This is a genomic window from Bacillus sp. 9.4 (genome assembly GCF_055486415.1).
In genome coordinates this window covers 488,596-513,232 of record NZ_JBVFMU010000003.1, presented here as the reverse complement: position 1 = coordinate 513,232, position 24,637 = coordinate 488,596, and the positions used below count along the sequence as shown (strand labels likewise).

The 24,637-nt window shown below is 42.1% G+C and carries 28 protein-coding genes; 27 read left to right on the top strand and 1 reads right to left on the bottom strand.

What is annotated here, in order from left to right; translation table 11 throughout:
- The first annotated feature begins 105 nt into the window (after positions 1–105).
- The 27 genes from comFA (at position 106) to minJ (ending at position 23,241) form a co-directional block, all read left to right on the top strand.
- Positions 106–1,497, top strand: coding sequence for an ATP-dependent helicase ComFA (gene comFA, locus ACZ07B_RS14640; RefSeq protein WP_464877351.1), 1,392 nt, complete (start codon positions 106–108; stop codon positions 1,495–1,497).
- 59 nt (positions 1,498–1,556) lie between these two features.
- Positions 1,557–1,853, top strand: coding sequence for a late competence protein ComFB (comFB, locus tag ACZ07B_RS14635; RefSeq protein WP_015483764.1), 297 nt, complete (start codon positions 1,557–1,559; stop codon positions 1,851–1,853).
- The gene (gene comFC, locus ACZ07B_RS14630) at positions 1,817–2,539 is read left to right on the top strand and encodes a comF operon protein ComFC (protein ID WP_464877350.1); all 723 of its coding nucleotides are present in this window, start codon (positions 1,817–1,819) and stop codon (positions 2,537–2,539) included. The genes comFB and comFC overlap by 37 nt, the downstream gene beginning before the upstream one ends.
- Before the next feature lie 73 nt (positions 2,540–2,612).
- Positions 2,613–3,032, top strand: coding sequence for a TIGR03826 family flagellar region protein (locus tag ACZ07B_RS14625; RefSeq protein WP_464877349.1), 420 nt, complete (start codon positions 2,613–2,615; stop codon positions 3,030–3,032).
- A gap of 80 nt (positions 3,033–3,112) precedes the next feature.
- Entirely contained in the window at positions 3,113–3,379 is a 267-nt protein-coding gene (flgM, locus tag ACZ07B_RS14620; protein WP_015384783.1) for a flagellar biosynthesis anti-sigma factor FlgM, read from the top strand.
- 15 nt (positions 3,380–3,394) lie between these two features.
- Complete coding sequence (gene flgN, locus ACZ07B_RS14615; RefSeq protein ID WP_464877348.1) at positions 3,395–3,877, top strand: flagellar protein FlgN; 483 nt, start codon at positions 3,395–3,397, stop codon at positions 3,875–3,877.
- Positions 3,878–3,895: 18 nt separating this feature from the next.
- On the top strand, positions 3,896–5,419 hold the full coding sequence (gene flgK, locus ACZ07B_RS14610) for a flagellar hook-associated protein FlgK (RefSeq protein WP_003228001.1): 1,524 nt from the start codon (positions 3,896–3,898) through the stop codon (positions 5,417–5,419).
- Between the two features lie 10 nt (positions 5,420–5,429).
- Positions 5,430–6,326 (top strand): flagellar hook-associated protein FlgL, encoded by an 897-nt coding sequence (gene flgL, locus ACZ07B_RS14605; protein WP_015714797.1) that lies wholly within the window; start codon positions 5,430–5,432, stop codon positions 6,324–6,326.
- Between the two features lie 46 nt (positions 6,327–6,372).
- Entirely contained in the window at positions 6,373–6,948 is a 576-nt protein-coding gene (locus tag ACZ07B_RS14600) for a DUF6470 family protein (protein WP_024572058.1), read from the top strand.
- 20 nt (positions 6,949–6,968) lie between these two features.
- Positions 6,969–7,400: a flagellar assembly protein FliW gene (gene fliW / locus ACZ07B_RS14595; RefSeq protein WP_003228007.1), complete on the top strand. Its 432-nt coding sequence runs from the start codon at positions 6,969–6,971 to the stop codon at positions 7,398–7,400.
- Positions 7,394–7,618: a carbon storage regulator CsrA gene (csrA, locus tag ACZ07B_RS14590; RefSeq protein ID WP_033884178.1), complete on the top strand. Its 225-nt coding sequence runs from the start codon at positions 7,394–7,396 to the stop codon at positions 7,616–7,618. The genes fliW and csrA overlap by 7 nt, the downstream gene beginning before the upstream one ends.
- 143 nt (positions 7,619–7,761) lie before the next feature.
- Complete coding sequence (gene hag / locus ACZ07B_RS14585; RefSeq protein WP_033884628.1) at positions 7,762–8,601, top strand: flagellin Hag; 840 nt, start codon at positions 7,762–7,764, stop codon at positions 8,599–8,601.
- Between the two features lie 232 nt (positions 8,602–8,833).
- Positions 8,834–9,163, top strand: coding sequence for a flagellar protein FlaG (gene flaG, locus ACZ07B_RS14580; protein ID WP_015714794.1), 330 nt, complete (start codon positions 8,834–8,836; stop codon positions 9,161–9,163).
- A gap of 17 nt (positions 9,164–9,180) precedes the next feature.
- Entirely contained in the window at positions 9,181–10,677 is a 1,497-nt protein-coding gene (locus ACZ07B_RS14575) for a flagellar hook-associated protein 2 (protein WP_015714793.1), read from the top strand.
- Between the two features lie 21 nt (positions 10,678–10,698).
- The gene (fliS, locus tag ACZ07B_RS14570; RefSeq protein ID WP_014481041.1) at positions 10,699–11,100 is read left to right on the top strand and encodes a flagellar export chaperone FliS; all 402 of its coding nucleotides are present in this window, start codon (positions 10,699–10,701) and stop codon (positions 11,098–11,100) included.
- A complete protein-coding gene (gene fliT / locus ACZ07B_RS14565; RefSeq protein WP_014481040.1) occupies positions 11,097–11,438 on the top strand; it encodes a flagella biosynthesis regulatory protein FliT in 342 nt (113 codons plus the stop codon). Before fliS ends, fliT begins: the two co-directional genes overlap by 4 nt.
- A 9-nt stretch (positions 11,439–11,447) precedes the next feature.
- Positions 11,448–11,825, top strand: coding sequence for a DUF8042 domain-containing protein (locus tag ACZ07B_RS14560; RefSeq protein WP_029318318.1), 378 nt, complete (start codon positions 11,448–11,450; stop codon positions 11,823–11,825).
- 190 nt (positions 11,826–12,015) lie between these two features.
- The gene (gene hpf, locus ACZ07B_RS14555) at positions 12,016–12,585 is read left to right on the top strand and encodes a ribosome hibernation promotion factor (RefSeq protein WP_003228031.1); all 570 of its coding nucleotides are present in this window, start codon (positions 12,016–12,018) and stop codon (positions 12,583–12,585) included.
- A gap of 167 nt (positions 12,586–12,752) precedes the next feature.
- Positions 12,753–15,278, top strand: coding sequence for a preprotein translocase subunit SecA (secA, locus tag ACZ07B_RS14550; RefSeq protein WP_024571530.1), 2,526 nt, complete (start codon positions 12,753–12,755; stop codon positions 15,276–15,278).
- Between the two features lie 69 nt (positions 15,279–15,347).
- Positions 15,348–16,449, top strand: a protein-coding gene (gene prfB / locus ACZ07B_RS14545) for a peptide chain release factor 2 (protein ID WP_010886623.1) whose coding sequence is annotated in 2 segments (ribosomal slippage) — positions 15,348–15,419 and positions 15,421–16,449 — 1,101 coding nt in all. Because the reading frame shifts where the segments join, the coding sequence is not laid out codon by codon here.
- A gap of 167 nt (positions 16,450–16,616) precedes the next feature.
- Positions 16,617–17,462: a YitT family protein gene (locus ACZ07B_RS14540; protein ID WP_015483762.1), complete on the top strand. Its 846-nt coding sequence runs from the start codon at positions 16,617–16,619 to the stop codon at positions 17,460–17,462.
- A gap of 48 nt (positions 17,463–17,510) precedes the next feature.
- The gene (cccB, locus tag ACZ07B_RS14535; protein WP_003242725.1) at positions 17,511–17,849 is read left to right on the top strand and encodes a cytochrome c551; all 339 of its coding nucleotides are present in this window, start codon (positions 17,511–17,513) and stop codon (positions 17,847–17,849) included.
- Positions 17,850–18,080: 231 nt separating this feature from the next.
- The gene (gene ftsE, locus ACZ07B_RS14530) at positions 18,081–18,767 is read left to right on the top strand and encodes a cell division ATP-binding protein FtsE (RefSeq protein ID WP_003228039.1); all 687 of its coding nucleotides are present in this window, start codon (positions 18,081–18,083) and stop codon (positions 18,765–18,767) included.
- Positions 18,760–19,650 carry a permease-like cell division protein FtsX gene (ftsX, locus tag ACZ07B_RS14525; RefSeq protein WP_077671158.1) on the top strand — a complete coding sequence of 297 codons (891 nt, stop codon included), beginning with the start codon at positions 18,760–18,762 and terminating at the stop codon, positions 19,648–19,650. The genes ftsE and ftsX overlap by 8 nt, the downstream gene beginning before the upstream one ends.
- 139 nt (positions 19,651–19,789) lie before the next feature.
- On the top strand, positions 19,790–21,232 hold the full coding sequence (gene ctpB / locus ACZ07B_RS14520; protein WP_086344377.1) for a carboxy-terminal processing protease CtpB: 1,443 nt from the start codon (positions 19,790–19,792) through the stop codon (positions 21,230–21,232).
- Positions 21,233–21,615: 383 nt separating this feature from the next.
- Positions 21,616–21,969: a swarming motility protein SwrAA gene (swrA, locus tag ACZ07B_RS14515; RefSeq protein WP_015251121.1), complete on the top strand. Its 354-nt coding sequence runs from the start codon at positions 21,616–21,618 to the stop codon at positions 21,967–21,969.
- A gap of 78 nt (positions 21,970–22,047) precedes the next feature.
- Complete coding sequence (gene minJ, locus ACZ07B_RS14510) at positions 22,048–23,241, top strand: cell division topological determinant MinJ (RefSeq protein ID WP_003228042.1); 1,194 nt, start codon at positions 22,048–22,050, stop codon at positions 23,239–23,241.
- Positions 23,242–23,288: 47 nt separating this feature from the next.
- Here the strand turns inward: minJ and ACZ07B_RS14505 are convergent, their stop codons facing one another.
- Complete coding sequence (locus ACZ07B_RS14505) at positions 23,289–24,623, bottom strand: MFS transporter (protein WP_029725985.1); 1,335 nt, start codon at positions 24,621–24,623, stop codon at positions 23,289–23,291.
- Between the last annotated feature and the right edge of the window lie 14 nt (positions 24,624–24,637).

Here is a 24,637-nt window from a genome sequence, read left to right as displayed (position 1 = left end):
GTAAAATCTCCGTTTTTAGAGCGGAGATTTTTTTATATTCTTATTTTAATAGTTGGACAGAAAATATTCATTCAGGCATACTGTCTCGAAAGGAGGCGGTGCTATGTGAAGGTGCCAACTGAAAAGAACATTTCCTTTTCTAGAGAATTGCAGCAGACGCTTCGAAGCCGTCATTTGCTCAGGACTGAGCTCTCATTTTCCGATGAGATGATTGAATGGCATATCAAGAATGGATATATCACTGCTGAAAATTCTATATCCATAAATAAACGGGGATATAGATGTAATAGGTGCGGCCAAACTGATCAGCGGTATTTTTCTTTTTATCACTCATCTGGTAAGAATAAGCTGTATTGCCGTTCCTGTGTCATGATGGGCAGAGTGAGTGAGGAGGTTCCTTTATATTCATGGAAAGAGGAAAATGAATCAAACTGGAAGTCTATTAAGCTGACATGGGATGGCAAGCTTTCAAGCGGACAACAAAAAGCCGCCAATGTTTTAATTGAAGCAATATCAAAAAAAGAAGAGCTCCTCATCTGGGCGGTTTGCGGCGCTGGCAAAACAGAAATGCTGTTTCCTGGTATAGAATCAGCGTTAAATCAAGGACTGCGTGTATGTATTGCAACACCTCGCACCGATGTTGTATTAGAGCTTGCTCCAAGGCTCAAGGCTGCCTTTCAGGGTGCTGACATTTCAGCGCTTTACGGAGGAAGCGATGACAAAGGGCGGCTATCTCCGCTTATGATTTCCACTACGCATCAGCTTTTGCGATATAAAGATGCAATCGATGTTATGATCATTGATGAAGTTGACGCTTTTCCATATTCTGCTGATCAAACCCTTGAATTCGCTGTTCAAAAAGCAAGAAAGAAAAACAGCACCCTCGTTTATTTAAGTGCAACACCTCCTAAAGAATTAAAAAGAAAAGCACTGAACGGACAGTTACATTCAGTTCGCATCCCCGCAAGACACCACCGGAAACCTTTACCCGAACCGCGCTTTGTATGGTGTGGAAACTGGAAGAAGAAATTAAACCGAAATAAAATTCCGCCAGCGGTGAAAAGATGGATAAAGTTTCATGTAAAAGAAGGGAGGCCTGTTTTTTTATTCGTTCCTTCCGTTTCTATTCTGGAAAAGGCTGCTGCGTGCTTTAGAGGTGTTCATTGCCGAACCGCATCTGTGCACGCGGAAGACAAGCATAGAAAGGAGAAAGTGCAGCAATTCAGAGATGGTCAGCTCGATTTATTAATCACAACAACAATACTGGAAAGAGGCGTCACAGTCCCCAAGGTGCAAACGGGTGTACTAGGAGCGGAATCACCTATCTTTACGGAAAGCGCACTTGTTCAAATTGCAGGAAGAACCGGCCGGCATAAAGAATATGCGGACGGCGATGTCATTTACTTTCACTTCGGCAAAACAAAGAGTATGCTCGATGCAAGAAAGCATATAAAAGAAATGAATGAATTGGCAGCAAAAGTTGAATGTACAGACTAGCCATTATTTGAAAACGTGGTACAGTATACTCATATAACCGATGATGAGGAGCTGTAAAAATGCTTGTCAATTCAAAAGAAATCGTAATGAAAGAACTGCTCGACCGATATATGGACCAGCTTCATATGGCCTGTACTTGCCAAGTATGCCAAAACGATGTATTGGCACTTTCTTTAAACAAAGTGAGTCCATCCTACGTTACTGATCTTAAAAAGATCGCATATACGAAAGCTGAGCTGGTAGATAAACAAAAAAACACAGCAATGCTTGTCATTTTGGCTGAATCTGCTGCTGTAGTTTCAGAGAGTCCAAGCGATTTATGTCAAACGAAACAGGAGGAGGCATTCATAAACTGATCTGTTTATTATGTGATTCGCAATTTTCTCAAGATGTTACATGGAGAGCCCTTTTTTTATTAAAGCCTGATGAAAAGGTTTGTTATTCTTGCAGAAGCAAATTAAAGAAAATCACAGGACATATCTGCCCCCTGTGCGGCAGACCTCAATCTGTTCATGCCGTATGCAGGGATTGCGAGGTGTGGAGAACAAGGAGCAGAGACAGTTTGCTATTGCGTCAAAACCGTTCAGTTTACACATATAATGATATGATGAAAGAAACGCTCTCCCGTTTTAAATTTAGAGGAGATGCAGAAATCATAAATGCATTTAAAAGTGATTTTTCTTCAACCTTTTCTAAGGTTTACCCCGATAAGCATTTTGTTCTTGTACCTATTCCGCTGAGCAAGGAACGGGAAGAAGAGCGCGGATTTAACCAGGCACAGCTCTTGGCAGAATGTTTAGACCGGCCTTCCCACCATCCCCTCATTCGCCTGAATAATGAGAAACAGTCAAAGAAAAAGAAAACAGAACGCCTGCTATCAGAGCGCATTTTTGATACAAAAAATAATTCAGCAGAAGGTATGGATATCATTTTAATAGACGATCTTTATACAACAGGCGCCACCTTGCACTTCGCAGCCCGCTGTTTATTAGAAAAAGGAAAAGCCGCTTCAGTGTCATCTTTTACCTTGATCAGAAGCTAAATGATTCTGTTTTTATGCCGATATAATCACTAGAAATTGACACAGGCATATTATCTAATAAGGAGAAAAAAAGATGGGAGAACTGGCTAATTGTCCGAAATGCAATGCTTTATTTTTAAAAACAAAGCTGCAAACCGTATGTCAGGCGTGTATTAAGGAAGAAGAAAAATCATTTGAGACTGTCTATAAATTTTTAAGAAAACAGGAAAACCGGCAATCAACTTTGAGCCGGATAACTGAGGAAACAGGTGTGGAAGAAGAGCTGATATTGAAATTCATCAGGCAGAAGCGAATTCAGATCACTCATCTCCCTAATTTGGCATACCCTTGTGAAAGGTGCGGGACATCGATTAGAGAAGGCAAGTTCTGCAAGGCTTGCCAGTCCGATATTAAGGATCAAATGGATCATTTGAACCACGAGGATGCTCTGGAAATCGAGAAAGAAAATAGTAAAAAAGACACATACTATGCCTATAATACCAAAAACAGCTGATTCCCTAAACTAACTGAAGACGCAGTCGATAAAAGGGTTAAGATTGTTTAAAGACTGCAACGGAAAGCGAGAGGAATCCTATGAAAATCAATCAATTTGGAACACAATCCGTTAATCCATATCAAAAAAATTATGATAAGCAAGCGGTGCAAAAAACTGCTGCACAGCCTCAAGATAAAATTGAAATTTCATCACAGGCTAAAGAAATGCAACATGCATCCGACGCAGTCGCTGGTTCACGACAGGAAAAAATTGCGCAGCTTAAAGCGCAAATTGAAAACGGGTCATACAAAGTAGACGCAAATCATATCGCGAAAAATATGATTAATTTTTATAAAAAGCAATAAAAAAGGAGAAAGCCCATGTCAGCGAAGGCAATTATTGAACAATTGAAGCGACTTTGCGTTCTGCATGAGCACCTGCTCACGCTGTCTGAAGAAAAGACGGAAGCGCTCAAAGCCGGCAAAACAAAAGAGCTTTCTAACATTTTGACAAAAGAGCAAAAATATATTCAAGCGATCACGCAGACAGAAGATGACCGGATCAAAACAACTTCGGCCTTTCTTGGATATAGCGAAAATAATACTATTTCCGCATGTATCGCCAAAACCTCAGGCAGTGAAAAGGAAGAGCTGCAACAACTATACGAATCTCTTTCTCAAGTTCTCGGACGTCTGAAAAAAGTAAATGAGATGAATAGGCAGCTGACAAGAGACGCGCTGCAATTCATCTCTATTTCGTACGATATGCTGGTTCCTAAGGAAAATAACTTCAATTACAGCAAATCAATTAAAGCTGAGCTGCCGAAAAGCAGCCAAATGAAACTGTTTGATTCAAAAGCTTAGCAGAAAGGAATTCAGAAAATGACATCTACCTTTATGGGGCTTGAAACTGCAAGGCGGGCGTTAAGCGCTCAGCAGGCAGCTTTAAGCACTACTGCAAATAACGTGGCAAATGCCAATACTGATGGTTATACAAGACAGCGGGTCTCATTGGAGGCAACTGACTATTTCCCTGCTGTATCCAAAAACGCAGAAAAAACAGCGGGACAAATGGGTACGGGCGTTCAAGGAAAATCAGTTGAGAGAATAAGAGATATCTTTCTTGACTACCAATACCGTCTTCAAAACAACAGTGCCGGATACTATGACACGAAGGCCAAAGCGCTGTCCCAAATGGAAGGCGTTTTAAATGAAACGGATGACAGCGGCTTGAACAGTGTGCTCAATTCGTTTTGGAATTCCCTGCAGGAATTATCGAATAATACAAATGAAGAAAGTGCACGTTCTGTTGTTGCTCGAAAAGGACAAGCTGTAGCTGAAACATTTAATTATATTTCTGAATCACTTACAAATGTCCAATCGAATTTAAAAGCAGAGCTAAATACAACTGTGTTGGATGTCAATTCTCTGCTTTCTCAGTTAAACAGTTTAAATAAGCAAATTGCACAAGTAGAGCCGGTCGGGCTTCTTCCGAATGGTTTATATGACCAGCGAGATTTGCTGATCGATAAATTATCCTCAATGGTTGATATCAAAGTCAGCTACAACAAATCAGGCGGGAATGCGCTTGCTTCTGCTGAAGGAACTGTATCAATTGAAATCCTCGATAAAAATAAACAGTCGCTAGGAACTGTTTTGGACGGTAAAAATTACGAGGTTTCAGAACTTGCAGCCAACTATGATAATGAAACTGGGTTAGTATCAAGTATTTCAATCGGAGATACAGCTGTGCAGGCGGAGTCCTTCAGCAGCAAGGGATCCCTTTTAGGATTTATAGAGTCCTACGGGTATATAACAGCAGACGGCCAAGAAAAGGGCGTATACCCGGAAATGCTTTCTGATCTTGACAATATGGCGCTTGAATTCGCGAAAGCTTTCAATGAAGTGCACAGAAATGGTGTGACCAAGAGCGGTGAACAAGGCGGAGACTTTTTTGATTTTACTGGCGGTGAAACTGAACCTGCCAAGGGCGCGGCGGGCAAGATCAAAGTGGCTGACAGCATAATAGATTCAAAAGGCGCAAACATTGCTTTCTCACTGACTGGTGCAGCCAACGATAACGCAAATGCTACAAAACTAGCAAATGTTTTAACCGGTAAAATTACTATTAACGGTAAAGAAACTAGTGTGTTAGATTATTATGCTGGTCTGATTGGCGAGCTAGGGATCGAAGCTCAAGAGGCTAATCGACTGGCGTCTAATACAGAAACACAGCTAAATGATGCTGACATAAACCGTCAGCAAATGAGCGCAGTTTCTTTAGACGAAGAAATGACGAATATGATTCAATTCCAACACGCATACAATGCAGCTGCAAGAATGGTGACTTTACAAGACGAATTGCTTGATAAAGTGATCAATGGCATGGGTGTTGGAGGAAGGTAGGTAGAGTCACATGAGAGTAACACAAGGCATGATACAGCAAAACTCACTGAGATATATCGGTTCGAGCTACTCGAAACTGGATAAACTCCAGTCGCAGATTTCTTCAGGGAAAAAAATCTCAAAAGCTTCCGACGATCCTGTAGTAGCAATGAAAAGCTTAAAGTATAATACGCAACTGTCTCAAGTGCAGCAGTACAAAAGCAATGCTTCTCAAGCCTTTACCTGGCTCGAAAACACAGAAACAAACATTACAGAAGGAATTGACATCTTGTCAAAGGTCAGAGAATTAGCGGTTGAAGCTCAAAATGATACAAACGGCGAGTCGGAGCGGCAAGCGATTGGCGTAGAGGTAAAGCAGTTAAAGGAACAGCTTTTAAATATTGCGAATACACAAGTGAACGGCAGATATATCTTTAATGGCACAAATTCAGATAAGCCTCCGGTTACAGATAACGGAGACGGAACTTATACAATTTCTGATACAGCTGATGTCGTAGTCAATATATCAAATAATATGTCATTGAAAGTGAATTCAGATCCAAAGTCAGCTTTTGGAGGCACTTCTGAAAGCGGGCAGAATGTATTTGAAATGCTTGATTCTTTTGAGAAAGCACTAAATTCTGGTTCGCTAGATGGCATGGACAGTGTTTTAGATGATATTGATCATTTTTCTGACGGCATGAGTGCTGAACGATCTGATCTTGGAGCGAGATATAATCGTCTTGAATTGGTTAATACAAGACTGTCAGCGCAAGAAGAAACAGCTACCAAAGTGTTATCAGACAATGAAGATGTAGAATTGGAAGAAGTAATTACTGAATTTATTGCGCAGCAAAGTGTGCACAGGGCTACTCTGGCCGTTAATGCGCAAATTGTTCAGCCTACATTGATTGACTTTTTAAAGTAAGCGGCTCTCAGGAGTTCGCTTTTTTTATAGTTCAGGAGGTAGAGTGATGCAGATTCCCAGATTGATTATGCATAGTGTTCAAGGAAAAATTGGTTTAACAACGACGCCTGCCAGCTTAAAAATGGAGCAGCCTCAAGCTGATCTAGAGATCGAACAGCCGAGTGCGGAAATGGAACTATCGGTGACACCTGGAAAACTCACGATTGACCAGACACAAGCATGGGAAGAATTAGACAGAAAGCATGTTTTCAAGAGAATTGAAGAAGCCGCACAACAAGGGCATGAGGATGTAATGGAGGGAATAGCGCGTACTGCAGAAGAAGGCGACGAGCTTATGAGAATTGAAAATAAAGGGAACCCAATCGCTTCGCAAGCAAGGAGGAACTCTGAAATGCACCAAATTCAATTAGGCGAAAATTATGCTCCTTCTCTATCTAGGGTGAAAATACAATATACTCCGTCACAGCTTGATGTTCAGATTACGCCGCGAAAGCCTGTTATTCAGGCTGAGCCGCATAAGCCAATTGTTGAATATACGCCAGGAAATGTTAAGGTTGACATGCTCCAATACCCTGATTTAAATATAGATGTAGAATACCCGAAAGAATCACCCGAAAAGTAAAAAGAAAAGGATCGTGAACAATGATCATTCATACGAAGTACCATGGCCAAATGAACATAAAAGAAGAACAAATCATTCTTTTTGAAAGCGGGATTCCAGGCTTTTTAGAAGAAAAACAGTTCGTCATACTTCCGCTTTCAGAAGACTCTCCATTCGTGGCACTGCAGTCCGTCACTTCAGAAAATCTTGCGTTTATCGTCGTAAGTCCGTTTATCTTTTTTAAGAATTATGAATTTGATCTTGATGAATCAACTGCTGAACTTTTGGATATCGATAATATTCAAGACGTAGAAGTCATGACAATATTGACTATGGCAGAGCCATTTGAAAAGTCTACTGCGAATTTATTGGCTCCCATTATTGTGAATCGCAAGAACATGATGGCTAAGCAAGTCGTTTTACACGACTCCTCATATACGACAAAGCATCCGATTGGAGGAGAATCATGCTAGTTTTATCGCGGAAAATAAGCGAAGCGATTCAAATAGGTGCTGATATTGAAGTAAAAGTGATTGCGGTTGAGGGGGATCAAGTGAAGCTTGGAATTGACGCCCCAAAGCATATTGATATTCACAGGAAAGAAATTTATTTGACCATTCAGGAAGAAAATAACCGTGCAGCAGCGTTATCCAGCGATGTGATCTCCGCATTATCCTCACAAAAAAAGTGAGGATTTTTTTATTTTTGTATTAACAAAATCAGAGACAATCCGATATTAATGATGTAGCCGGGAGAGGGCAAAAATGGCTCCGCCGATTACAAAATTGAGGCACAAGGACGTGCCTAAACAACATATTCAGGGAGGAAATAAAAATGAGAATTAACCACAATATTGCAGCGCTTAACACACTGAACCGTTTGTCTTCAAACAACGGTGCAGCACAAAAGAATATGGAGAAACTTTCTTCAGGTCTTCGTATCAACCGTGCGGGAGATGACGCAGCAGGTCTTGCGATCTCTGAAAAAATGAGAGGACAAATCAGAGGTCTTGATATGGCTTCTAAAAACTCTCAAGACGGAATCTCTCTTATCCAAACAGCTGAGGGTGCATTGACTGAAACTCACTCAATTCTTCAACGTGTTCGTGAGTTAACTGTTCAAGCGGGTAACACTGGTACTCAAGATGCAACGACAGACCTTCAAGCCATTCAAGATGAAATTGATAACCTTCTTGATGAGGTAGATGGAATTTCTCAACGTACAGCTTTTAACGGTAAAAACCTTCTTGATGGTACGCAGACAAATGGATTCACTTTCCAAATCGGTGCCAACAAAGGTCAACAATTAACAGTTAACATTGGGGATATGAGTACTGCGGCTACAGGTCTTGACATGTTAAAAGCAGATTACAAAGTAACAACAGCTACGGCAGCTAACACAGATGCGCTTTTAACTAAAGTAGATTCTGCAATTAACAAAGTATCTTCTGAGCGTGGTAAACTTGGTGCGGTACAAAACCGTCTTGAGCACACAATCAATAACTTGAGCGCTTCTGGTGAAAACCTGACTGCTGCTGAGTCTCGTATCCGTGACGTTGACATGGCTAAAGAGATGAGCGAGTTCACAAAGAACAACATTCTTTCTCAGGCTTCTCAAGCGATGCTTGCTCAAGCAAACCAACAGCCACAAAACGTACTTCAATTGTTACGTTAATTTTAAAAAAGACCTTGGCGTTGCCAGGGTCTTTTAATTTATATTTCTATCTCCGAATCATTCCTCATCCTGTCACTAACTCATGATATAATAACCGGATTCTCCACTAACTTTTTATAAATGTATTTCCAAACAAGAAATCTAAAACAGAAGATTTTTTTCCAAAAATATGTGTAATCTTATCTCCATTTAGTCGATATAAACGATAGATTGGGGCATAGGGGATGATCAATTGAACATTGAAAGGCTCACTACGTTACAACCTGTTTGGGATCGTTATGATACTCAAATACATAATCAGAAAGATAATGATAACGAGGTTCCTGTTCATCAAGTTTCAGATACCAATCTTGCTGAAATGGTGGGGGAAATGAACAAGCTTTTGGAACCTTCGCAAGTTCATCTGAAGTTCGAGCTTCATGACAAGTTAAATGAATACTATGTAAAGGTAATAGAGGACTCTACAAATGAAGTGATCCGCGAAATTCCACCAAAACGGTGGCTTGATTTTTATGCGGCTATGACTGAATTTCTTGGGTTATTTGTAGATGAAAAAAAGTAGAATAGGAGTGGTTTGAGATGGTCACAAGAATAACAGGTCTGGCGTCAGGAATGGATATAGATGATATTGTATCAAAGCTGATGCAGACAGAAAGAGCCCCGCTTGATAAGCTGAAGCAAAAAAAGCAGACTCTTGAATGGCAGCGTGACAGCTATCGTGAAGTCAATACAAAAATAAAAGAATTGCAAGATTATATGTCTAAAAATACGTTGACATATCCTAGCACGTATCAGAGCAAAACTGTGACAAGCTCTAATGAGTCTGTGTTAACTGCTACAGGAAGCGCAAGTGCACCAAACTCTTCTTCTACTGTTGAAGTGGCGAGCTTGGCAACCGCAGCAACGTATAAGGCAAACAATTATACGGGATACACTCAAGGCGATTACAATTTGGCATTTAACGTTGTTGCGCCTGGCGAAACAACGGCAAAAACAGTGAACATTAGTGTGACGAGCGCCGATACGATTGATAATGTGATTTCTAAACTTAACAGCTCAGATCTAGGAGTATCAGCTTTTAAAGATAAAATTTGGAATGGTACAGAGTACGTAGAAACAATTGCGTTTTCTTCTAAAGCAACAGGTGCAGGGGGCAGTATACAGGCAGCAGACTCTGCTACAGCTGACTTTATGTCCGGTCAGCTTGGTTTTTCTTTGGATGCTGATAATAAGCTCACTGCTTACAAAGAAGGCACAAATGCCAAAGTCACAATCAACGGCTTTGAAATGGAGAAGCTGACAAACAATTTCACGGTGAATGGTGTTACTTACTCGATTAAAAATACAACTGCAGCCACAGGCCCTGTTACCACATCTGTTTCTACTGATGTTGACGGGATTTATAACCAAATCAAAGAGTTTGTAGATAAATACAATGAAATGGTTGACAGCCTGAATGAAAAGCTGAAAGAAGAAAAATACCGAGACTATACTCCGTTGACAAGTGAACAAAAAGAAGCCATGTCCGATAAAGAGGTAGAGCTCTGGGAGGAGAAGGCGAAAAGCGGATTGCTTAGAAATGATTCCAGCATCAGCACCGGCACGAACCAAATGCGGACTGACTTTTATACTCAAGTTAATGCGGATGGGAAAACCTATCAATTGACAGAATTCGGCATAACAACCTCAAGTGCTTACCAAATGCGGGGGCATTTAGAGATTAATGAAGACAAACTGAAAGCCAAAATACAAGAAGATCCGCAAAGCGTTGCCGCTTTATTTACAAGTGGGTCGAACAGCAGCGCCTATAGTGATAAAGGGATTATGAAACGCATCGGTGACACCCTGAAAAGTACGGTGAAGAGCATTGAAGCAAAAGCCGGCAACTCGACAATGGGAACCAATGATTATTCAATCGGTAAAAATTTAAACACGATCAGCACAGATATTACCAAAATGCAGGACCGGTTGACCACAATAGAAAACCGCTATTATACAAAATTCAGTGCAATGGATTCTGCGATTCAAAAAATGAACGAACAAGCGTCCTATTTATCACAGCTTCTTGTACAATAAATGTAATTTGGAGGATGACACATGGCGATCCAAAATCCTTATACAGCCTATCAGCAAAATTCAGTGAATACGGCTACACCCGGTGAACTGACGCTTATGCTGTATAATGGCTGTTTGAAATTTATAAGACTTGCCTCTCAGGCCATCGAGAATGATGATATGGAACGTAAAAATGAGAATCTGATTAAAGCGCAAAATATTATTCAGGAATTAAATTTTACACTTAACCGTAACATAGAGCTTTCCGCTTCCATGGGTGCGATGTACGATTATATGTATCGAAGATTGGTACAGGCAAATATCAAAAATGATACGGGCATGCTGGCTGAGGTTGAAGGCTATGTAACAGATTTTCGCGATGCTTGGAAACAGGCCATTCAAAGTGAGCGGAAGGACCGGCACGGATCAGGCGGGATCGCATGAATAACATAGATCAACTATACACTGAGACGAAGAGTATGCTGTCACACATACAAAATACGCCGGAAAGCGATGAGCTTTTAAAACAAATTGAAGACTTTGTGGCTAAACGGTCTGAACTGATTCAGGAGATATCTCTGCCGCTTTCAGAAGAAGAGCGAAAGCAGATGAAGCTTGTGCTGACATGGGATCAGCTTATTGTGAAGGAAATGGAACGACTGAAGCAGTCAATCGCAGCAGAACTTCAGCAGATGAAAAGAAAACGTGTGATGCATACCACGTATTTAAATCCTTATAACAACATTACGATTGACGGCACATATTATGACAAGCGTAAATAGGTGAGTGCCTTGAAGAGCATTGAAGATTATACGCTTTTATCAGCTTATTATCATCTTCTTTTTACCATTGAAGAAGGGTTGTGTTATTTGATAGAGGCTGAAGAGAATTTATCAAAAACAGAAGGGGATCGGATCTACCAAGATCTGATCCAAGCCTTTTTTTATTTGGATTCAACACATTCAACACTTCTCTTCATTATGGATTCACGGTGTGCTGAAATTTGTGTGAAAGCATTTGACCAAATTTTTGCGGAGTTTGATCAATTGGTCTCTTTCTCTTTTCCCTCTCATGAGTTCTGTGAGTATTTAAAGGAATATTTTCTGATTCATTATAGAAAATGGATGCTGTCTATTCATCAATGTATGGAACCCTTTTTAATCAATTAGGCGTGAGTGAGGTATTTGTTTCGTTCAATCAGCATATACATATACCTCCGAACCGCCAATAACAGAGCAAATACAAACAAAATTCGACAAAGTTCACTGAATTTTCACAAAAGATTTATGTTTCAGCAGGAATTGTAAAGGGTAAAAGAGAAATAGATACATATCCTTAATAAAAGGGAGGCGTTCTTTGATGAACTATAACATCAGAGGAGAAAATATTGAAGTGACACCCGCGTTAAAGGATCATGTCGAGAGGAAGATCGGCAAGCTGGAGCGCTATTTTGACCATAGCGTGGATGCCGATGTGAACGTCAACTTGAAGTTTTACAATGACAAGGAGTCTAAGGTTGAGGTTACGATTCCGATGACAGATCTGGCGCTTCGGTCCGAGGTGCATAACGAGGATATGTACAACGCAATTGATCTCGCAACAAACAAACTGGAACGTCAAATCCGTAAGCATAAAACGAAAGTAAACCGTAAATTCCGTGAGCAGGGCTCTCCAAAATATTTATTGGCAAACGGCCTTGGCTCTGATACAGATATTGCGGTTCAGGATGACATAGAAGAGGAGGAGAGCTTGGACATCGTCCGTCAGAAACGCTTTAATTTAAAGCCGATGGATAGTGAAGAAGCGATCTTGCAAATGAATATGCTTGGCCATAATTTCTTTGTTTTCACAAATGCGGAAACAAACCTTACAAATGTCGTGTACCGCAGAAATGACGGGAAATATGGCTTAATTGAACCGACTGAATAATGAAGAGAAGCCTTCCGTGATGTCCGCGGAAGGTTTTTGTTTTTCTTATTTGCAAATTCTTTGGAAATAACAAAAGGTATGATATGATAATGAGAGGTATACATGGACTAGTAAATTATTTATACATGCCTTTAAAATAGGCATGTGATGATAGAGGAGCGTTATAAATGCTTGGAATTTTAAATAAAATGTTTGATCCAACAAAACGTACGCTGAATAGATACGAAAAAATTGCTAACGATATTGATGCGATTCGCGGAGACTATGAAAATCTCTCTGACGACGCGTTGAAACATAAAACAATTGAATTTAAAGAGCGCCTTGAAAAAGGGGCGACAACGGATGATCTTCTTGTTGAAGCTTTCGCTGTTGTTCGAGAAGCTTCACGCCGCGTAACAGGCATGTTTCCGTTTAAAGTCCAGCTCATGGGGGGCGTGGCGCTTCATGACGGAAATATCGCGGAAATGAAAACAGGGGAAGGGAAAACATTAACGTCTACTCTGCCTGTTTATTTAAATGCGTTAACAGGTAAAGGCGTACACATCGTGACTGTCAACGAATACTTGGCAAGCCGTGACGCTGAGCAGATGGGGAAAATTTTCGAGTTTCTCGGTTTGACTGTCGGCTTGAATTTAAACTCAATGTCAAAAGACGAAAAACGGGAAGCTTATGCCGCTGATATTACTTACTCCACAAACAACGAGCTTGGCTTCGACTATTTGCGTGACAATATGGTTCTTTATAAAGAGCAGATGGTTCAGCGCCCGCTTCATTTTGCGGTAATTGATGAAGTTGACTCTATTTTAATTGATGAAGCGAGAACACCGCTTATCATTTCTGGACAAGCTGCAAAATCCACTAAGCTGTACGTACAGGCAAATGCTTTTGTCCGTACGTTAAAAGCGGAGAAGGATTACACGTACGATATCAAAACAAAAGCTGTACAGCTTACTGAAGAAGGAATGACGAAGGCGGAAAAAGCGTTCGGCATCGATAACCTCTTTGATGTGAAGCATGTCGCGCTCAACCACCATATCAACCAGGCCTTAAAAGCTCACGTTGCGATGCAAAAGGACGTTGACTATGTAGTGGAAGACGGACAGGTTGTTATTGTTGATTCCTTCACGGGACGTCTGATGAAAGGCCGCCGCTACAGTGAGGGGCTTCACCAAGCGATTGAAGCAAAGGAAGGGCTTGAGATTCAAAACGAAAGCATGACCTTGGCGACGATTACGTTCCAAAACTACTTCCGAATGTACGAAAAACTTGCCGGTATGACGGGTACAGCTAAGACAGAGGAAGAAGAATTCCGCAACATCTACAACATGCAGGTTGTCACGATCCCTACCAACAGGCCTGTTGTCCGTGATGACCGTCCGGATTTAATTTACCGCACGATGGAAGGAAAGTTTAAGGCAGTTGCGGAGGATGTCGCACAGCGTTACATGACGGGACAGCCTGTTCTAGTCGGTACGGTTGCCGTTGAAACATCTGAATTGATTTCTAAGCTGCTTAAAAACAAAGGAATTCCGCATCAAGTGTTAAATGCCAAAAACCATGAACGTGAAGCGCAGATCATTGAAGAGGCCGGCCAAAAAGGCGCAGTTACGATTGCGACTAACATGGCGGGGCGCGGAACGGACATTAAGCTTGGCGAAGGTGTAAAAGAGCTTGGCGGACTCGCTGTAGTCGGAACAGAACGACATGAATCACGCCGGATTGACAATCAGCTTCGAGGTCGTTCCGGACGTCAGGGAGACCCGGGGATCACTCAATTTTATCTTTCTATGGAAGATGAATTGATGCGCAGATTCGGAGCTGAGCGGACAATGGCGATGCTGGACCGCTTCGGCATGGACGACTCTACTCCAATCCAAAGCAAAATGGTATCTCGCGCGGTTGAATCGTCTCAAAAACGCGTCGAAGGCAATAACTTCGATTCGCGTAAACAGCTTCTGCAATATGATGATGTTCTCCGCCAGCAGCGTGAGGTCATTTATAAGCAGCGCTTTGAAGTCATTGACTCTGAAAACCTGCGTGAAATCGTTGAAAATATGATCAAGTCTTCTCTCGAACGCGCAATTGCAGCCTATACGCCAAGAGAAGAGCTTCCTGAGGAGTGGAAGCTTGACGGTCTAGTTGATCTTATCAACACAACTTATCTTGATGAAGGTGCGCTTGAGAAGAGCGATATCTTCGGCAAAGAACCGGATGAAATGCTTGAGCTCATTATGGATCGCATCATCACAAAATATAATGAGAAGGAAGAGCAATTCGGCAAAGAGCAAATGCGCGAATTCGAAAAAGTTATCGTTCTTCGTGCCGTTGATTCTAAATGGATGGATCATATTGATGCGATGGATCAGCTCCGCCAAGGGATTCACCTTCGTGCTTACGCGCAGACGAACCCGCTTCGTGAGTATCAAATGGAAGGTTTTGCGATGTTTGAGCATATGATTGAATCAATTGAGGACGAAGTCGCAAAATTTGTGATGAAAGCTGAGATTGAAAACAATCTGGAGCGTGAAGAGGTTGTACAAGGCCAAACAACAGCTCATCAGCCGCAAGAAGGCGACGATAACAAAAAAGCAAAGAAAGCACCGGTTCGCAAAGTGGTTGATATCGGCCGAAATGCCCCATGCCACTGCGGAAGCGGGAAAAAATATAAAAATTGCTGCGGCCGTACTGAATAGTTCGCCCCGGCAAGTTTACTGACCGCGGCGCCTGCAGGCGCCTGCGGATCTTTTAATGAGGTGAATGAAATGGAATTATCAGAAATCAGAGCAGAGCTCGAAAATATGGCTTCTCGTTTAGCGGACTTTAGGGGGTCTCTTTGACCTCGAATCAAAGGAGGCCCGCATTGCTGAGCTAGATGAACAAATGGCTGATCCGGAATTCTGGAATGATCAGCAAAAAGCTCAAACGGTTATAAATGAAGCAAACGGTTTAAAGGATTATGTCAATTCGTATAAAAAATTGAATGAATCCCACGAAGAATTGCAAATGACTCATGATCTTTTGAAAGAAGAGCCGGACACTGATCTCCAGCTTGAGCTTGAAAAAGAACTAAAATCATTAACAAAAGAGTTCAATGAGTTTGAGCTTCAGCTTCTTCTCAGCGAGCCGTATGATAAAAATAACGCGATTTTAGAACTGCACCCTGGTGCTGGCGGTACAGAGTCACAGGACTGGGGCTCTATGCTTCTTAGAATGTATACAAGATGGGGAGAGCGCCGCGGCTTTAAAGTAGAAACACTCGATTACCTTCCAGGTGACGAGGCTGGAATCAAGTCAGTGACATTGCTCATCAAAGGACACAACGCTTACGGGTATCTCAAAGCAGAAAAAGGTGTCCATCGTCTTGTGCGGATCTCACCATTTGATTCATCAGGCCGCCGCCACACATCTTTCGTTTCATGTGAAGTCATGCCTGAATTTAACGATGAAATTGATATTGATATTCGTACGGAGGATATTAAAGTTGACACGTACCGTGCAAGCGGCGCGGGCGGACAGCACGTCAATACGACGGATTCAGCCGTTCGGATTACTCACTTGCCGACGAACGTAGTTGTGACATGCCAAACGGAGCGCTCACAAATTAAAAACCGTGAAAGAGCCATGAAAATGCTGAAGGCCAAGCTGTATCAGCGCAGAATTGAAGAGCAGCAGGCAGAGCTGGATGAAATTCGCGGTGAACAAAAAGAAATCGGCTGGGGCAGCCAAATCCGTTCTTATGTATTCCATCCGTATTCCATGGTAAAAGATCATCGGACTAATACAGAAATGGGGAACGTTCAAGCTGTAATGGATGGTGACATTGATACGTTTATTGATGCCTACCTGCGTTCTAAGCTTTCATAAGCTGAAAAACACACCTGATGCATACGGGTGTGTTTTTTTTATTCCTTATATCCTTGATTTCACTGCTGCTTTAGCATATTACCACTGTATTTGGGTGTTATTTACATCTAATCAGGGAAGGATTAAAATGCTATCGGAGAGCATTGGAAGAAACGGAGGATAATATGATGGACGTACGGAATAAAACATTGTGGATTTTGCGGGATTATGTATACATATTGTTAGGAGCAGCGATTACGGCCGTGTCCTTTAATGTATTTTTGCTTCCGAACAAGATTGCCGCCGGCGGTGTCAGCGGGATCAGTACGATTTTACAATCATATGGTTTTGAAGCAGCGTATGTACAGTGGATTATTAATATCCCTTTATTTATTGCTGGCGTCATTTTGCTCGGCGGGAAATTTGGACTAAAGACGCTTGCAGGTTCTGTGTTTTTGCCGCTAGTAGTGTTTCTGACAAGGGATATTCAGCCCGCCACTCATCATGAACTCTTGGCGGCGATTTTTGGCGGTGTCGGGATAGGTATCGGAATTGGTATTGTGTACTTAGGGAAAGGGTCGACGGGAGGAACAGCCTTGGCTGCACAGATCATTCATAAGTACTCCGGTCTGTCATTGGGGAAGTGTCTCGCCATCATTGACGGAATGATTGTTGTTACGGCTATGATCGTATTTAATATTGAGCAAGGCTTATATGCCATGCTTGGCGTCTATGTGTCCAGCAAAACCATTGATGTTGTGCAAGTCGGCTTTAATCGTTCAAAAATGGCGCTCATCATTACAAAGCAGGAGCAGGCTGTCAAGGAGGCTGTCTTACAGAAGATTGACAGAGGCGTGACAAAAATTTCTGCAGTCGGCGGATATACTGACGATGACCGTCCGATTTTAATGTGCGTGGTTGGGCAAACTGAATTCACCAAATTGAAACAAATCGTCAAACAGATTGATGAGTCAGCTTTTGTAATTGTAGCAGACGCGAGCGAGGTGCTGGGCGAGGGTTTCAAACGCGCTTAAACGAGGTTATAATATGGAAGAGATCGTAAAGGAGTTGTGCTTCTCAACATGAAATCAAAGTTATCGATACTAATGATTGGATTTGCGCTTTCTGTTCTGTTGGCTGCCTGCGGATCAAACGATGCAAAAGAAGAGAAGACAGACACTGGCAGCAAGACGGAAGCCACTGCATCTGAAGGGGAAGAATTATATCAGCAAAGCTGCGTAGGCTGCCACGGCAAGGATTTAGAAGGTGTGTCAGGGCCTAATCTCCAAGAGGTCGGAGGCAAATACGATGAACACAAAATTGAAAGCATTATTAAAAACGGCCGCGGCAATATGCCAAAGGGGCTTGTAGATGATAACGAAGCCGCTGTTATTGCCAAATGGCTGTCAGAAAAAAAGTAAGATAAAAACATCCTTGCCGAGTGCCGGCAAGGATGTTTTTATGCCTTGACATTGAATGAAAAGAAACTGTAATAGTATTATGTCTAAATTTGACGTATAATGAAGTGTATTGAAAAAGGGAACTTTCAGATTTTTCATCTTTTTACAAATGAATGGGTCATAAATTGTCGAATGCATTCGAAGAGTATGACCGTGTGATAGATAAAATGATATAAAAGATTAGGTGATTTCATGATAGAGATGAAGGAAGTATATAAAGCCTATCCGAACGGCGTAAAAGCGCTCAATGGGATTTCTGTTACCATTCATCCCGGTGAGTTTGTGTATGTTGTTGGTCCGAGCGGAGCGGGTAAATCTACTTTTATTAAAATGATTTACAGAGAAGAAAAACCGACAAAAGGACAAATTTTAATCAATCATAAAGATCTCGCGACAATTAAAGAAAAAGAGATTCCTTTCGTGCGCCGCAAAATAGGTGTTGTCTTTCAGGATTTCAAGCTTCTTCCGAAACTTACTGTTTTTGAAAATGTGGCATTTGCCCTTGAAGTGATTGGAGAACAGCCGTCTGTCATTAAGAAACGGGTGCTTGAAGTGCTTGATCTCGTGCAGCTGAAGCATAAAGCGCGACAATTTCCTGACCAGCTTTCAGGCGGGGAGCAGCAGCGTGTATCTATTGCCAGATCAATTGTGAACAACCCTGATGTTGTCATTGCTGATGAACCGACAGGAAACCTTGATCCGGATACGTCCTGGGAAGTCATGAAGACGCTGGAGGAAATTAACAACCGCGGGACAACAGTCGTGATGGCGACACATAATAAAGAAATCGTAAACACCATGAAGAAACGTGTCATTGCAATCGAAGATGGTATCATTGTGCGTGATGAGTCAAGAGGGGAGTATGGTTCATATGATTAAAATTCTCGGGCGCCACTTGCGTGAGAGTTTTAAATCTCTCGGGAGAAACACATGGATGACATTTGCATCCATTAGTGCTGTAACCGTTACGCTGATTTTAGTCGGCGTGTTTTTAGTGATTATGCTGAATTTGAATAACATGGCCACGAATGCTGAAAAACAAGTTGAAATCAAAGTGTTGATTGATCTGACTGCAGATCAGAAGGCACAGGACAAGCTTCAGAACGATATTAAGGAACTGAAGGGCATTCAGAGTGTCACTTTTTCATCTAAAGAAAAAGAGCTTGACCAGCTGGTTGACAGTTTTGGTGACAGCGGAAAATCCCTGACAATGAAGGATCAGGAAAACCCGCTTAATGATGCGTTTGTCGTCAAAACGACAGACCCGCATGATACGCCGAACGTGGCGAAAAAGATCGAAAAAATGGATCATGTTTATAAAGTCACTTATGGAAAAGAAGAGGTCAGCCGTTTGTTTAAAGTGGTCGGCGTTTCCCGCAACATTGGAATCGCGTTAATTATCGGCCTGGTATTTACGGCGATGTTCTTGATTTCCAACACCATTAAAATTACAATTTTCGCAAGAAGAAAAGAAATTGAAATCATGAAGCTTGTCGGTGCGACAAACTGGTTTATCCGCTGGCCGTTTTTCCTTGAAGGATTGCTGCTAGGCGTATTCGGTTCTGTGATTCCGATTGCACTGGTGCTGAGCACTTACCAATACGTCATCGGATGGGTCGTTCCAAAGGTTCAAGGATCATTTGTCTCTCTTCTTCCTTATAATCCATTTGTATTCCAAGTTTCGCTAGTGCTGGTTGCAATCGGCGCAGTAATTGGAGTATGGGGAAGTCTGACTTCCATCCGCAAGTTCCTGCGAGTATAAAGTGAAAAAGCCGTCCCGCTTTCGGGACGGCTTTTCATTTGCCTTCTTTTTCTTCTATGATTACATGAAATCTCCATCCTTTACATATACTATCTCTAGGTTTTGGTAAAGACAGTCTGGCATACAGGAGGAGTAAAGGATGAATCAAAAAATAATGGCTGTGATAGCAGCAGGGAGCATGCTGTTCGGAGGCGCCGGTGTATATGCGGGAATCAACCTGCTTGAGATGGATAAGCCCCAGACTGCAGCAGTTCCCGCGACGGCACAAGCTGACTCTGAACGGGATAAAGCTATGGACAAAATCGAAAAAGCGTATGAGTTAATTTCGAATGAGTACGTAGAAAAAGTAGATAGAGAAAAGCTGCTCGAGGGAGCCATCCAGGGAATGCTGTCTACGCTAAATGATCCTTATTCTGTTTACATGGATAAGCAGACAGCTAAGCAATTTTCTGATTCTCTTGATTCCTCATTTGAAGGCATCGGGGCTGAGGTTGGCATGGAAAACGGCAAAATTATTATTGTTTCCCCATTCAAGAAATCGCCAGCGGAAAAAGCCGGGTTGAAGCCTAATGATGAAATTATCAGCATCAATGGAGAATCGATGGCCGGCAAGGATTTAAACCACGCTGTGTTAAAAATAAGAGGAAAAAAAGGGTCCAGCGTTTCAATGAAGATTCAGCGGCCTGGAACGAAGAAGCAGCTGTCATTCCGGATCAAGAGAGCTGAGATTCCGCTCGAAACGGTTTTTGCATCAGAGAAAAAAGTACAGGGGCATTCTGTCGGATATATCGCCATCTCTACTTTTTCTGAGCACACCGCAGAGGATTTTGCAAAAGCGCTGAGGGAGCTTGAGAAAAAAGAAATAGAAGGACTTGTCATTGATGTACGCGGCAACCCGGGCGGATATCTTCAAAGTGTGGAAGAAATTCTTAAGCATTTCGTTACAAAGGACCAGCCGTATATTCAGATTGCTGAACGCAATGGAGATAAAAAACGTTATTTTTCAACATTGACCCATAAAAAAGCGTACCCTGTCAATGTGATTACGGATAAAGGCAGTGCCTCTGCATCAGAAATTCTTGCCGGCGCATTAAAGGAAGCTGGCCATTATGATGTTGTAGGCGATACGTCTTTTGGAAAGGGAACGGTTCAACAGGCTGTGCCAATGGGGGACGGCAGCAACATCAAATTAACACTTTACAAGTGGCTGACGCCAAATGGAAACTGGATTCATAAGAAAGGAATTGAACCGACCATTGCGATTAAGCAGCCCGATTATTTTTCCGCCGGGCCCTTACAGCTGAAAGAGCCGCTTAAAGTGGACATGAACAATGAAGACGTCAAGCATGCGCAGGTATTGTTAAAAGGTCTCAGCTTTGATCCGGGACGTGAGGATGGCTATTTCAGCAAAGACATGAAAAAAGCGGTTATGGCTTTTCAGGATCAAAACAAGCTGAATAAAACCGGTGTGATCGACACTCGCACTGCAGAGACATTAAATCAGCAGATAGAAAAGAAAAAATCAGATGAAAAAAATGATTTGCAGCTTCAAACAGCATTGAAATCATTATTTGTCAATTAAAGGAGATGGTATTCCATCTCCTGTTTCTTTGTGCTTAAAGATATTATGGATCATAAGTCACATAAAAAATGAGTTTTTGACAAGAAATTAAAAAAATTTTCACAAATAAACATTTATAAAGGACTGTTATTACCCGATATCAATATATGAGAGAGACTTTCTAACGAGTTAATATGCATTTAAAATGAAACTTTTGCAAGTTGCCTAGTCTTTGTTTACTTCATACAATATAAGAAGGTTCTAAAAAGAACAGTAATCAGGTTAATGGCAGCTGAACGACAGGTATTTAAAGAGTAACGTTAGCGAGAATGCTTGTTAGCACTCCAGTACTGCTGCTTATACTGGCCCGTGCTTATCTGTATAAAGAAAATGGGGGTTCACAATTGAAGAGGGCAAGTATTGTGCGTGAAAAAAAATATTATGAATTAGTGGAACAATTAAAAGACAGAACACAAGACGTAACATTTTCAGCTACAAAAGCACTAAGTCTTCTTATGCTGTTCAGCAGATATTTGGTCAATTACACCAATGTCGAATCAGTAAATGACATTAATGAGGAATGCGCCAAACATTATTTTAACTACTTAATGAAAAACCATAAGCGATTAGGAATTAATCTGACAGATATAAAAAGGTCGATGCATCTAATCAGCGGGTTATTGGATGTGGATGTAAACCACTATTTAAAGGATTTTTCACTATCGAATGTCACGCTGTGGATGACGCAAGAGAGATAAACTCTCCTGAGGATATCCAAGCCATTTAATATTTGATAGAATATGAGTAACATGTTTGGCTTGAGGCGGTGAGAGATAGTGTCTGTTCAATGGGGAATTGAACTGTTAAAAAGCGCGGGCTTGTTCTTCTTACACCCGCTTTTCTGGTTTTTTATCATCATAACCCTGGCTTTCGGCTATGTAAGAATCAAACGGGAACGAAAAACCTTTCATACAAGAATAGCAGATATTTATGATGATCTGAAATTTACATATACAAAGGGACTGATTCCAGGTCTTCTTTTGTCAGTTATTTTAGGTGGACTCGGAATATCGATTCCTCTCGGTTTACTTGCGATTATTGCCGTTATCACTGCAGCGGCAGCGTTCACTCTTCGCGCAAACTGGATGTCTGCTGCATATATCGTCAGTGTGAGTATGCTGATAGGTTTTGGACTGCAAATATATCAGGCGGAGCCCTTTCTAGAGAGATTTCCGCAAGGATTTGCAGTTGTTTGGCCGGCTGTGGCTGTGTTTCTAGGTTTGCTGATTATCACTGAAGGAGCGGTTGCTTATCGTTCTGCGCATGTGAGAACATCACCGGCACTTGTCGTAAGCAGCCGCGGTTTGCCGATCGGACAGCAGCTGGCAAACCGGGTTTGGCTTTTGCCGCTGTTCCTTCTCGTGCCCGGTAATGGTTTAGAATCGCACCTTAGCTGGTGGCCCGTGTTTACTGTTCCCGGCGGCTCATTCCATTTTCTATGGATTCCTTACTTTGTCGGATTTGGACAAAGGGTACAGGGATCACTGCCTGAAACGAGTATAAGGATCACAGCGAAACGCGTTTGTATTCTCGGTCTTGCTGTCGCAGTTCTCGGTGCAGCGAGTTTACTGTGGACGCCGCTTGCGGGTGCAGCGGTCTGTACTGCTTTGTTAGGGCGTATTTTTCTGTCCATAAAGCAAAGAGTGAATGATAACGCGGCTCCGTTTTATTTCTCGAAAAGGGATCAGGGCTTAATGGTGCTTGGGATTATCCCCAATACGCCGGCTGAGGATCTGGAATTGAAAATCGGGGAAATCATTACGAAAGTCAATGGCATACCGGTCAAGAACGTTTCTGATTTCTATGAAGCGCTTCAGCATAACCGTGCATATGTGAAGCTTGAAATTATCGGTTTGAATGGAGAAATTCGTTTTGACCAGCGAGCTTCTTATGAAGGAGAACATCATGAATTGGGCATCCTCTTCGTAAAGGATGACCGTGAAGACGAAGCAGCCGCTTCCGGATCATAAAAGGCAGCCCGGCACCGCAGGAAGATGCGATGCCGGGCTGTTTTGTGTTACGCTGAGTTTTTTTCTATCCGTGCCGTTTCATCAGATTTGATGCCCAATGAAACAAAAACGCCGATGATGGATACAGCAAAGAGAATCATAAATAGGATGTGATATCCCGAAATCAGGCCAATTAAGGCTGATGAAATGATGCTTCCGAAATAACGGAAGGTCGAGAAAATCCCAGATGCCACTCCTGACATACCGGGGTCTACTGTGGCAAGGGATGAAACCTGCATGCTGGTCAGACCGACTCCGGAAGCGAGCCCGCCAAGGATAAGAGAGAGCATGAGGAACAAGACAGAATGCGAGCTGCTTAACAGCAAAAATAATAGATTCGCACCAGCCATCATGGCAAATGAAAGAAAAATGATTTTTTTGGCTCCCCATTTGTGATGGAGCTGCGCTCCCACCCAGTTGCTGGCTGACATGAAGATCGAAAATACAGATAGTGCCATCCCGCTGTTAGATGTATTAAGCCCAAATTGGTTCGTCATAAATAACGGCATAATCAATAAGACGGCATACATCATCAAATTGCTTAACAAGACTGATAGATTCGCATTTGTAAAGGTTGAGCTTTTAAACAGTGCAAAGTCAATGATGGGGTGCTGGGTACGTTTTTCTCTTCTGAAAAAAAGCGGAACAAAAAGAAGTATCAATACACTGTATACCGCATATCCCCACGGAGCCTCATTTTTCGTCAGCAGGATAATTGAAACGATGCTGCCTGCAAGCAAGAGAGAGCCGATGATATCCAGCGGCGCGTCAGATTTATTTTCTTTATATTGAGGAAACATCGTTAATGCCGTAAATAAAGCAATGGCGAGGAACGGGATGTTGACCCAAAAAATCGAATGCCAGCTGAAGCTGTCAATCAGTATAGAGCCGATAAAAGGCCCGAGTGCTGCACCAAGTCCCGCGCCCAGTCCGAAAAATCCAAACACTTTCGGTAGGCGTTTTTCAGAAACAACATGCCGGATAATGGCAATGCTGTTTGGCGTAAGCAATGCCCCGCCGACAGCCTGCAATGCCCGAAAGACAATTAACAGGAGCAGACTCGGTGAAAGGGCGCAGCCTAGAGATGCGATTAGAAAAAGGCCGACTCCCCATAAGTACATTGTTTTATTGCCGTACATGTCACCGAGCTTTCCTGCAATCGGCTGTGTGACTGCCATCACGATTAAATAAACGGTAACCACCCAAGTGATGCTTGCGATGGACTCGTTATACGTATGGGAAATAGATGAGAGCGCGACCGCGATCATCGTTGAGTTAATGGGAACCAGAATGGCCCCCAATAATAGCGAGACGATCAGCGCCCATTCTTTTCTTGAGCTCATTGGGATCCTCCTTT